Source organism: Ruegeria sp. YTSA075, assembly GCF_059610245.1.
Window position 1 is genome coordinate 231,681 of sequence record NZ_JBXWNG010000002.1, and the last position, 11,755, is coordinate 243,435.

An 11,755-nucleotide genomic window follows, 5' to 3' on the forward strand; every position below is an offset into this window, starting at 1 on the left:
TTATAAGGATCTGACTCATGAATGATGTCGTGAACCCCGCCACCTATGAGAACCTCGCGATTTCCGAGCGTGACAACGGCCTCTATGTTGTGACCCTGAACCGCCCGTCCAAGCGCAATGCGTTGGATGTGGCAACGATCGAGGAGCTGATCCGTTTTTTCAGCGGCGCACGTATGGCCGACGTTCGGGCTGTTGTGCTGACCGGCGAGGGCGATCACTTTTGCGCGGGGCTTGATCTGGTCGAACACTGGAAAGCCGACCGCAGCCCGGATGACTTCATGCATGTCTGCCTGCGCTGGCACGAGGCGTTCAATAAGATGGAATATGGTGGTGTGCCGATCATCGCCGCCCTGAAAGGCGCGGTGGTTGGCGGCGGGCTGGAGCTTGCCAGCGCCGCCCATATCCGCGTCATCGACCCCGGCACCTATTTCGCCTTGCCCGAGGGTCAGCGCGGGATTTTCACGGGCGGAGGCGCAACCATCCGCGTATCGGACATGATCGGCAAATACCGCATGATCGACATGATCCTGACCGGTCGCGTCTACCAGGGGCAGGAGGCCGTCGATCTGGGACTGGCGCAGTACATCACTGAAGACGGCGGCAGCATGGCCAAGGCAATGGAACTGGCCGAGCAAATCGCACAGAACCTACCTCTGACCAATTTTGCAATCTGTTCGGCGATCAGCCACTTGAATAACATGTCCGGCATGGATGCAGCTTATGCCGAAGCCGTGGTCGGTGGCGTGGTCAACACCCAACCTGCTGCCCGCGAACGGCTGGAAGCCTTTGCCAACAAAACCGCCGCCCGCGTGCGGCCCAACAGCTAAGACAGGCGGGACCCGGATGCGCCTCCATTTCGAAGCTCTTCAGAAGACACGGGCCAACCATGTGCCTTTGTCACCTTTGTCCTTCCTGCGCCGCGCGGAATCCCTGCACGGCGTGCGCACGGCCGTTATCTATGGTGACATCCGACGAAGCTGGGCGGAAACCGCCACCCGTATTCGCGCGGTGGCTAGTGGGTTGGCAACACTTGGCGTGCAGAAGGGCGATACGGTCTCGGTCCTCAGCCCGAACATCCCGGAACTGTTTGAGCTGCATTTTGCCCTGCCCCTGACCGGAGGGGTGCTGAATACGCTCAACACCCGGCTCGAGCCCGAAACCATCGCCTATATCCTGGACCATGCGGACACTAAGCTGGTGATCGTGGACCGGGAACTGGTGCCGCTTCTGTCCAAAGCGTTTGATCTGCTGGGTCGCACAATACCTGTGGTCGAAATCGCCGATCCTGCGGCCACTGGTGAAAGCCTCGGTGGCCAGACCTATGAGGCGCTGACCGCGGCCCCGCCCTTGCCGATAAATCTTCCCGAAGATGAGTGGGACGCAATTGCGCTGAACTACACCTCGGGCACCTCTGGCCGCCCCAAGGGTGTCGTGTATCACCACCGTGGCGCTTACCTGATGGCGTTGGGTACGGGCACCGCGTGGCAGATACCGCCCTATCCGGTATACCTGTCCGTCGTGCCGATGTTCCACTGCAACGGCTGGGGGCATCCCTGGCTGATGGCAATGCTAGGAGGTACGGTTGTCTTTACGCGCGCGCCCGTCGCAGACCGTGTTCTGGAGGCGATCCGCACCCATGGTGTGACCCATTTCGGTGCCGCCCCCATCGTGCTGCAAATGCTGGCCGAAGCCGAAAGCGACGCCGCCCCGTTTGAACCTGCGATCCGCGTGTTGACCGCAGGCGCGCCTCCGCCCCCTTCGGTCTTGGAAAAGACCCGCGCGATGGGATTTGACGTCATGCAGGTCTATGGTCTGACCGAGACTTACGGTCACATCTCGCAATGCCTCTGGCAGGAGGAGTGGAACGATCTAAGCCCAGCGGAACAGGCCGAGTTGCAAGCCCAACAGGGCATCGCCTTTCCGATGGTCGAAGAGGTCACGGTGATCGACCGTGACAGCGGCGCGCCGGTACAGCGCGATGGTGCCACGCAAGGTGAGATTGCCATTAGGGGCAACACGGTCATGGCCGGATATTACAAAGACGCCGAGGCGTCCTCGAATGCCTTCGAGGACGGCTGGTTCTGGTCCGGCGACGGAGCTGTGATGCATGAGAATGGTTACATCCAGATCCGCGACCGGCTGAAAGACGTGATCATCTCGGGCGGCGAAAACATCTCATCGGTTGAGGTCGAAGCGGTGCTGTATCGCCACGACGCGGTTCAGGCCGCCGCCGTGGTTGCAATGCCGCATGAGAAATGGGGAGAGGTCCCCTGCGCCTTTATCGAATTGCGCGACGGGGCCGAGGCAAACGCCGAGGACATCATCACCTTCTGTCGCGATCATCTGGCTGGATTCAAAGCCCCAAAAGCGGTTGTTTTTGAGATCCTTCCCAAGACCTCAACCGGCAAAATCCAGAAATTCCAGCTACGCGAACGCGTCAAAGCATTGAAGCTTTGACGCTGACGCTAACTGGTAGCCCGAGGTGGCTTGTGACGCCATAGGCCGGGAGGGAGAACGTAGGCCTCTCTGCCCTAGCGCACGGCCTTGGGGAGATCGGCTCCGGTGCGACCGCGCATCAATTTTCAACTCGCGTGCAACCAGGGCTTGGCATTTGACGGTGGCAGCGGCGTCTGACCCAGAATGTGATCAGACGCTTTCTCCCCGACCATGATCGAGGGTCCGTTCAGATTCCCGTTGGTGATACGTGGGAAGATTGAACTGTCGGCAACGCGCAGCCCGTCTACTCCGATCACGCGGCATTCCGGGTCGACTACGGCTGTTTTGTCATCGGCCCGGCCCATCTTGCAAGTGCCGCAAGGATGATACGCGCTCTCGGCATGTTCGCGGATGAACCCGTCCAGATCCTCATTGGATTGCAACGCCGCGCCGGGCTGGATCTCGGATTTCACATAAGGTTTGAACGCATCCTGTGCGAAAATCTCGCGCGTCATGCGGATGCACCTGCGAAAATCGATCCAGTCCTGCTGGGTGCTCATATAGTTGAACCGGATTTCCGGCGCGGCCAGCGGGTCTGCCGACCGTAGTTGGATTGATCCGCGAGAGGGGGACCGCATTGGGCCGACATGTGCCTGAAACCCATGACCTTCGGCAGCGGCTTTGCCATCATACCGCACCGCCATAGGTAGGAAATGGTACTGTACATCCGGATAGGTTTTTGCAGGGTCAGACCGCAAAAACGCAGCCGATTCAAACTGGTTCGACGCCCCGAGACCCTTTTTGAAGAACAGCCATTGCGCTCCGATCACGGCCTTGGAGAACAGGTTCCAGTGTTTATACAGCGTGATCGGCTGCTTACTGGCCATCTGGATATAGAGTTCCAGATGATCCTGCAGGTTCTGTCCAACCCCGGGTCGGTCGGCGACAACGTCGATCCCATGCTCTTTCAGATGCGCCGCCGGCCCAACGCCGGACAACATCAGCAGTTTAGGAGAGTTGATGGATGAGGCCGCAACAATCACCTCTCGGTTTGCATGCAGAACCTCGGTTTTTGATCCGTTGATCACTTCGACACCGGTCGCGCGTCCGTTTTCGATCACGATCCGTTTGGCAAAGGCGCGGACAAGCTGGCAGTTCTCGCGCTTCAGGGCCGGTCTCAGATAGGCATTCGCAGCAGACCAACGCCGACCTTTGTAGACGGTCTGCTCCATTGGGCCAAAGCCCTCTTGCTTTTCGCCATTGTAGTCATCGGTCAATTCGTATCCGGCCTGTTGACCGGCCTCGACAAAGGCGTGAAACAGCGGGTTCTTTCGGGGGCCACGCGTTACATGAAGCGGCCCGTCCGTACCCCGCCACATCGGGTCGCCCCCATGCCCGGCGCTGTTCCAGGTTTCCATCCGCTTGAAATAGGGAAGCACGTTTTTGTAGGCCCAGCCATCAGCTCCGGCATCCTGCCAATGGTCATAGTCCAGCGCATGACCACGGACATAGACCATCCCGTTGATCGACGACGATCCCCCGATAACCTTGCCGCGTGGCGTCGCCAAACGTCGATTGTTCAACTGGGGTTCCGGCTCGCTTTGGAATCCCCAATCGTATAGGGGCATGTTCATCGGGTAGGACAGCGCCGCAGGCATCTGGATGAAGGGCCCTACATCCGAGCCGCCAAATTCGATCACCAGTACCGAATGTTTGCCGTTTTCTGACAGCCGATAGGCCATCGCACACCCGGCAGAGCCTGCGCCGATGATGATGTAATCTGCACTCAGCTTGGTCATGATCAGTACGGTGCCTCAACAGGTGTCATTCGCACGAAAACTGTTTTGAGTTGGCTGTAATGTTCGATTGCAGCCTTCGAGTTCTCGCGCCCGACGCCGGATTTCTTCATCCCGCCAAAAGGGATTTCGACCGGTGCGTCGTTGTAGGAATTGATGAAACAGGTGCCCGCATCCAAGCGGTCAATGACCCGATGCGCGCGCGTCAGGTCTGAGGTGAAAACGCCTGCTGCCAGCCCCAATTCGGTGTCATTGGCACGGGTGATCACCTCGTCTTCGGTTTCAAATTCAAGGATCGACATGACCGGGCCGAAAATCTCTTCCCGCGCGATGGTCATGTCATCGTGCACATCCGAGAAGATGACCGGTTCAACAAAGAACCCATCTCTGTCGATCGATGCACCGCCATAGGCGAGGGTTGCGCCTTCGGCCTTGCCTTTGGCGATATAGCCCTCGACGATCTTAAGCTGGCGGGCCGACACCATCGGCCCCATCTGGGTTTCTTCGTCCCTGGGATCGCCGATGATGATCTTGGATGTCCGCTCGATCAGCCGTTCAAGAAAGCGATCCTTGATCCCGGATTGAACAAAGACGCGCGTTCCGTTGGAACAGACCTGACCAGTTGAATAAAAGTTGCCCAGCAGCGCGCCGCCAACCGCCTCTTCAAGCGACGCGTCGTCGAATATGATCAGAGGCGACTTTCCACCCAGTTCCATTGTCACATGCTTCATGCCCGCTGCAGCCGAGGCATAGACCTTGGCCCCGGTCGCAGCCGAGCCGGTTAGTGAGACTTTGTCGATATCAGGATGCTGTGTCAGCGCCGCGCCCACATCGCCATAGCCTTGTATGACGTTGAACAGACCGGCGGGTGCACCGGCCTCGACCAGAATCTCGGCAATCTTCAGTGCGCTCAACGGCGTGAACTCGGACGGCTTGAAGACCATCGCGTTTCCGCAGGCCAGAGCAGGGGCCCCTTTCCAGCACGCGATCTGAGTGGGATAGTTCCACGCCCCGATGCCGGCACACACGCCCAGAGGGACGCGTTTCGTATAGGCCCAATCTTCGCCTAGCGGGATATGTTCGCCGGTCACGCTGGCGGCAAGCCCGCCGAAATACTCCAGCGCATCTGCGCCCGAGGTTGCATCGGCGCAGATCGTCTCTTGCAGCGGTTTGCCTGTGTCATGGGTTTCCAACCAGGACAGATCATGATTGCGGGCGCGGATCAGGTCTGCGGCGCGGCGCAGCACCCGGCCCCGCTCGGTTCCGGTTTGTTTGGCCCACTGGATTTGCGCTGCTCGCGCCGATTTGACGGCAAGCTCAACAATCTCAGGCGTGGCCGAATGTAGGCGTGCGATTTCTTCGCCATTTGCCGGGAAGACGCAGGAAATCGGGGTGCCGTTTGCATCCTCGATATAGGCGCCATTCACGAAATGGCTGGCCTTTGGTTGAAAGTCCATCTTGATATTCCGTTATGTCACTGGGGCTGATGTTCAGCACCGATCGGACAGGTTTTTGACCAGTGAGGTGTTCGATATTTCGCCCAAACGCGATCCGTCGCGCATGACGATCAAAGGCGTTCCGTCATCGGGCAGAATTGACATGACGTCTTTGACGGCCATCTCCGCCGGGATTTCGCGCCCTTCAGCCTGACCGGGTGGCCCCATGACATCTTCGGCCGTGAGAACACCCAGAGGGTTCATATGATTGACGAATTCCGTCACATACTCGTTCGCGGGGTCCGTATATATTTCCTTTGGCGTTCCGCTTTGCACGATGCGCCCACCTTCAAGAATGGCGATCTTGTCGCCCAGCTTGAAGGCTTCATCCAGATCGTGGCTGACAAAGATGATTGTGCGTTTGAGTTTGCGCTGAAGCTCCAGCAGCTCGTTTTGCAAATGGTTGCGGATCAGCGGGTCCAAGGCTGAAAACGGTTCATCCATCAGCAGGATCGGCGCTTCTGTAACAAAGGCCCGTGCCAGCCCGACACGTTGTTGCATGCCGCCTGATAGTTCTGAAACCTTTAGATCGGCCCATTCGGACAGGCCGACAAGCTCAAGCTGGCGATCCACGCGGTCCTTGGTCTCTTTTTGCGGTGCGCCACTTAGCTCCAGCCCAAGGCCAACATTTTCACGGACGCTGCGCCAGGGCAGCAGGCCAAACTGCTGAAACACCATGGCGACGCTGCTTTGGCGTATCGATCGCAGGGTCGCCGCATCCGCGCGGTTCACATTGACCAGAGATCCCTGATGGCGCAACTGCACATCGCCGCGCACCACGGGGTTCAGGCCATTCACACTGCGCAGCAGCGTTGATTTGCCAGACCCGGACAGGCCCATCAGAACCAGAATCTCGCCTTCGTCAACGGTCAGAGAGCAATCGTGCACCCCCAGAACCTGACCGGTCAGGTCACGGATTTCAGCGCGATCCTTTCCTTGATCCATCTCTGGCAAAGCGCGTTTCGGGTTGTCCCCGAACACAATCGAGACATTGTCGAACTTGACTGCAGTTGTCATGGTCAGCGCTCCATTCTCAGCATGCGGTCAAGCGCGATAGCGATAACCACGATGACAAGGCCGCTTTCGAACCCAAGCGCCGTGTTGACCTGGTTCAAGGCGCGCACAACCGGAACCCCCAGACCGCTGGCCCCGACCAGAGCCGCGATGACCACCATCGACAGCGACAGCATGATAGTCTGGTTCAATCCGGCCATGATCTGCGGTAAGGCCCACGGGATTTCAACTTTGACAAGCTTCTGAAACGGGGTCGCACCAAAGGCGTCGACGGCTTCCAGCAGCGATTCGGGCGTCGAAGACACACCCAAATGGGTCAGGCGGATCGGGGCAGGCAAAACGAAGATGACCGTTGCAATCAGTCCGGGCACCATTCCGATACCAAAAAAGACGATCGCGGGGATCAGATAGACAAAGGTTGGCAGTGTCTGCATCAGGTCCAGAACTGGCCGCAAAAAGCTGAAAAATCGCGGGCGATGAGCCGCGGCGATGCCAATTGGCACACCGATTGACATGCAGACGACACAGGCCGACAGAACCAGTGTCAGGCTTTCGGTGGTTTCTTCCCAATAGCCTTGGTTGATCACAAACAAGAAGGACAGAAATACCAGCAAACTGGTCTTCCAATTGCGCTGCAAAAGATAGGATATTGCGGTAAATGCAAGCACCGTGATCAGCGGGTTGGGGGTTTGAAGAACCCACAAAATGCCGTCAATCAGCGCCTCGAGGCCTGTTGCCAGAGCATCAAAAAAGAATGCACCCTTATTCTGCACCCATAAGAAAATCTGTTCGAGAAACTTCCCGACCGGGATTTTCGTACCCTCTAGCCAATCCATGGTTTCCCTTCCGCATCACAAAAAATCTCCGACCCTCACGGAGAAATAAGGGCCGGAGACAGAGTTGGTTTTTAGCTGAGATCAGAGGCCCAGAGCGCTTTTGACCGCCGCATTCGCATCACCGCCATCCAGCGTTGTGACCCCGTCCAGCCAAACCTCGACAGTGTCCATATTGCCAGCGAGCCAGGCCTTGGCCGCATCCGCCGGATCCTGACCATCTTCCAGAATGGCTGCCATGATTTCGTTTTCCATCGGCAGCGTGAATTCGAGATTGGTTAGCAACGCGCCAACATTGGGGCATTCGGTGACATAGCCACTGCGCGTGTTGGTATAGACGTCGCCTTCGGCGCCGAACCACTCTTCGCCACCGGTTAGGTAGGTCAACTCCATATTCGAGTTCATCGGGTGCGGGGCCCAGCCCAGGAACACCACGGGTTTACCCCGGCCATCGATGCGCGATGCCTGTGCCAGCATGCCCTGTTCCGAGCTTTCCACCAGGTTCATTGCGGACAGGCCAAACTTATCTTCGGCAATCAAGTCCAGAACGATGCGGTTGCCGTCGTTGCCCGGCTCGATCCCGTAGATGGTGCCATCCAGAGCGTCCGCATGTGTGGCGATATCGGCGAAGGTTGCAATGCCCAGATCACGACCCGCCGCGTTGGTTGCCAGGGTGTACTGCGTACCCTTCAGATTGGCCCGAACCGTGTCCACAGTACCTGCTTCGCGGTAAGGGGCGATGTCGGCCTCCATGGTGGGCATCCAGTTGCCCAGGAAGACATCCACATCCCCCAATTCGAGCGATTTGTAGGTCACCGGCACGGATAGGACTTTGACATCCGTCTCATAACCCAGCGCCTCAAGAATGGTTGTGGTTGTGGCTGTCGTTGCGGTAATGTCTGTCCACCCCACATCCGAAAACGTAACTTTGTCGCAGGCCGCATAAGCAGCGTTTGCGCTCAGAAGCGCCGCCAGCGCCGTTGCAGTCACTTTGAAAGACATCATCTTCTCCCATTGGCTTTTTGTATATTTATTGACGTATAATCAAAAAATTGATTCATTAGTCAACAATCAATTTATTTGACCCTGTTTCTATGATGAACTAGGCGCTGGATATGCCAAGAACAAAAATCAAAGACATACGCAAAAACGAGATTATCGAGGCCGCGATTGCCGAGATCGGGCGGACTGGTACAACCGACATTACGGTTGCAAAGATCGCGGATGTCGCAGGTGTGTCCAGCGGGTTGGCGCATCACTATTTTGGCAGTAAGGAACAGATACTGATCTCGGCCATGCGGCGCATTCTGGCGATCTTTGGCGCCGATGTGCGCAATGGGCTGGCGCGTTCACGGTCGCCTGAACAACGCCTGGAAGCTATTATAGTCTCATGTTTTTCCAGCCAGAACTTCCGCCCCGGCATCACCAATGCCTGGCTGAGCTTTTATGTGCAGGCGCAATATTCCAAAGACACTGAACGTCTGTTGCATATCTATTATCACAGGCTGCAATCCAACCTGAAAAGCAATCTGAAACCACTTGTGGGCGCGCGAGCTGACGAGGTAGCGGTTGCGTTGGCATCTTTGATTGATGGGCTCTACATTCGATTGTCGTTCAAGGGTGGAAACCTCAGTCCCGATGAAGCAACTGAAATTGCTCTGGGCTATCTGCGTCAGAGCCTTTCGGTGACCGTAGCCTGACATAAGCTGCGCCTGATCCGACTGCTTCGCCATAGACCAGCAGTTTTTCTACAATCAAATGTGACCTTTTTCACGGCGGTGAAACACGCACTGTGATAGAGAGCAGCACGCGTTGACGCTATTTTTCGCGCCAGCGTTCTAAGACCAATTCAATTTAAAATATTTGTTTTCAAAGGAGTGTTAGACATGGCAGTCAATCGCCGAGAGGCCGCATTTGAAGGCCGGGTATCCGCTGCACGCATGGCGCGTGATCGGATGCATCCAGACCATACCGCCAATGGTGACGAGCAGAGATACGCCACCGCACACTATCCGATGAGCTTTACCAAAGGGCTTGATCATAACCCCGTGACGGGGCTTGTCGACAACAAGGACCATTTCGAAGCCTTCCGTCAGGCCATCGATGAAGGCTGGATCGAGCCGTTTACGTCCCGAGTTCACGTTCCAGAACCGCCGGAAGGAAAGGGGCGCAGAAAGTGGGAGGCACCAACAGCAGGTGTGGTCTACGATCTTGAAGGGCCCGACGCGCAGGCAGTTACCATGCCGCCCGCGCCCGCATTGTGCAGCGATGAGCTGACCTTTGAGATGGCCGAAGTCTATGAGTTGGCCATTTTGCGCGATGTATCCTTCTCGCAGTTTCAGACAGGGGGTGCCGCTCTGGCCAATTCGGTTGCTCGTTTGAATAAGCTTGATTTTGCGAAGAAAAAGTTCCCGGGCAACCGAGGCCGCACCCGCGCGACCGAGGATACGCTGGATGCCCAGACAGCGTTCCGGGGTTCATCTCCGGGCTGTGATAAAGGCCCGTACCTGTCCCAATTCATGTTGATTGGTACCCGTGATCAGGCCAATTCCGTCGATCTGAAGGATGGCTTTATCAGTTTTGGTGCGCAGCAGGTGGACCAACGCGTTTTGGTAGCCGCCGAAGGCGATGACTATATGACGACGTGGCAGGCTTGGCTGGACGTTCAGCAGGGCTATGACGTTAACATGTGTGGCGCGGGGCAAGATTTTAGCGAGAAGAAGCGCTGTTTCATCAGAACGCCCCGTGATCTGGCCACATACGTCCACTATGACGCGCTATATCAGGCTTATCTGAATGCCTGTTTGATCCTGCTGGGAATGGGTACGCCGTTTGATCCGGGGTTTGCCAATCTCTCGGGGATGCGCGATGTTTACGATCCCGACATGGGCCGGGCGCAGAATGCGGGCGGCTTTGCGCTTTATGGTGGGCCGCACATTCTGACGCTGGTGACCGAAGTGGCGACACGCGCGCTGAAGGCGGTGCGGTTCCAGAAGTTCAACAACCATCTGCGTCTGCGCCCCGAAGCGCTGGCCGCGCGCCTGGCCAAGGCGGATGTGATTGAGCAATGCCACCCCAGCCTCTGCGGGGCGTTCAGCAAGATGTGCGATGATCTGTCCAAGAACACAGATGATAACGGGAAATCAACCCTTGGTATGATCGTCCATGGGAATGATGCCCAGCCGGATGAATTCACCAACGGCAACTTCCTTCTGCCCATGGCCTTTGGCGAAGGCTCGCCCATGCATCCGGCTTATGGTGCCGGGCATGCGACAGTGGCTGGTGCCTGCGTGACCGTACTCAAGGCGTTCTTTGACACCGGTGCTGTCCTGGGCATCAACGCTGACGACAGAGACTGCAACCATGAGAAAGATGGGTTCTACCGCAGCATTTCCGAAGCGGTTCAGTACACCGCCCCCGCTGAGGGGTGTTGTGAACTTGACCGCACGGTGATCGGCTGCCCTCTGACGCTTGAAGGTGAGCTGAACAAACTTGCGGCCAATATTTCAATCGGGCGCAACATGGCCGGGGTACACTACTACTCCGACTACTATGACAGTCTGCGAATGGGTGAAGAGATCGCGATTGCGATGCTCGAAGAGCAGGCGATCTGTTACCCGACTGATCCCTTTGTCCTGTCGGTTCCCACGTTCGACGGTCCGGTGCGCCGGATTGGAAACCGATAACCAAAGAAGGGTGCCCCCGTTTTCCTCGGGGGCACTGTTTCACTGGCTGATAAGCTGAAAAAACTCGATCAATCGGCCGTTTGGGTCAGTGATCTTGAGCAGATGAATGCCCGGTTCTTCAGTAATTTCAGGTGCCGTAGCGCCTGTGTTTTGAATACGGATACGCAGGGTGTTCAAATCACCTGACTGAATATACGGGACCGCGCCGGTGCCTGCTTGGGCGTCAGGCGCGTATTTGTTGCGTGACACGATCGCAAACCAACCGCCGGAAATATCGAAGGCGACAAACCCCTCCAGTTGGATCACCGGGTCACGTCCGAAAAGTGTGCGATAGAATGTTTCGGATTCCTGCATGTCATTGGTCGGCACATAAGCGCCCATGGCCAAGAGTGCTGTATCTTGTGCAGCCGAACCGCCGCTGCCCGCGAAGAGCATCGCAAGTGTCAAAGATAGGACGTGCTTCATTCAATCATCTCCTGTTTCAGGTCTGATCT

The 11,755-nt window shown here is 57.0% G+C and carries 10 protein-coding genes; 4 read left to right on the forward strand and 6 right to left on the reverse strand.

The window, feature by feature from the left end; all coding sequences use genetic code 11:
- Nucleotides 1–17 precede the first annotated feature (17 nt).
- Nucleotides 18–827 carry a methylthioacryloyl-CoA hydratase gene (gene dmdD, locus AC2FGE_RS04250; RefSeq protein WP_496817954.1) on the forward strand — a complete coding sequence of 270 codons (810 nt, stop codon included), beginning with the start codon at nt 18–20 and terminating at the stop codon, nt 825–827.
- Between the two features lie 16 nt (nt 828–843).
- Nucleotides 844–2,457: an AMP-binding protein gene (locus tag AC2FGE_RS04255; protein ID WP_496817955.1), complete on the forward strand. Its 1,614-nt coding sequence runs from the start codon at nt 844–846 to the stop codon at nt 2,455–2,457.
- 125 nt (nt 2,458–2,582) lie between these two features.
- Here the strand turns inward: AC2FGE_RS04255 and betA are convergent, their stop codons facing one another.
- The 5 genes from betA to choX all read right to left on the reverse strand — a co-directional run bounded on the left by betA (nt 2,583) and on the right by choX (nt 8,577).
- Nucleotides 2,583–4,226: a choline dehydrogenase gene (betA, locus tag AC2FGE_RS04260; protein ID WP_496818294.1), complete on the reverse strand. Its 1,644-nt coding sequence runs from the start codon at nt 4,224–4,226 to the stop codon at nt 2,583–2,585.
- 11 nt (nt 4,227–4,237) lie between these two features.
- Complete coding sequence (betB, locus tag AC2FGE_RS04265; RefSeq protein WP_496817957.1) at nt 4,238–5,689, reverse strand: betaine-aldehyde dehydrogenase; 1,452 nt, start codon at nt 5,687–5,689, stop codon at nt 4,238–4,240.
- A 33-nt stretch (nt 5,690–5,722) separates the two neighbouring features.
- A complete protein-coding gene (gene choV, locus AC2FGE_RS04270) occupies nt 5,723–6,745 on the reverse strand; it encodes a choline ABC transporter ATP-binding protein (protein WP_496817958.1) in 1,023 nt (340 codons plus the stop codon).
- A 2-nt stretch (nt 6,746–6,747) separates the two neighbouring features.
- On the reverse strand, nt 6,748–7,578 hold the full coding sequence (gene choW / locus AC2FGE_RS04275) for a choline ABC transporter permease subunit (RefSeq protein ID WP_496817959.1): 831 nt from the start codon (nt 7,576–7,578) through the stop codon (nt 6,748–6,750).
- Between the two features lie 81 nt (nt 7,579–7,659).
- Nucleotides 7,660–8,577 (reverse strand): choline ABC transporter substrate-binding protein, encoded by a 918-nt coding sequence (gene choX, locus AC2FGE_RS04280; protein ID WP_170535326.1) that lies wholly within the window; start codon nt 8,575–8,577, stop codon nt 7,660–7,662.
- A gap of 113 nt (nt 8,578–8,690) precedes the next feature.
- Between choX and betI the strand changes: the two genes are divergently transcribed.
- Nucleotides 8,691–9,275 (forward strand): choline-binding transcriptional repressor BetI, encoded by a 585-nt coding sequence (betI, locus tag AC2FGE_RS04285; protein ID WP_496817960.1) that lies wholly within the window; start codon nt 8,691–8,693, stop codon nt 9,273–9,275.
- A gap of 186 nt (nt 9,276–9,461) precedes the next feature.
- Nucleotides 9,462–11,261 carry a vanadium-dependent haloperoxidase gene (locus tag AC2FGE_RS04290; protein WP_496817961.1) on the forward strand — a complete coding sequence of 600 codons (1,800 nt, stop codon included), beginning with the start codon at nt 9,462–9,464 and terminating at the stop codon, nt 11,259–11,261.
- A 39-nt stretch (nt 11,262–11,300) separates the two neighbouring features.
- On the opposite strand, the gene AC2FGE_RS04295 is transcribed toward AC2FGE_RS04290, so the two are convergent.
- On the reverse strand, nt 11,301–11,726 hold the full coding sequence (locus AC2FGE_RS04295; protein WP_496817962.1) for a VOC family protein: 426 nt from the start codon (nt 11,724–11,726) through the stop codon (nt 11,301–11,303).
- Between the last annotated feature and the right edge of the window lie 29 nt (nt 11,727–11,755).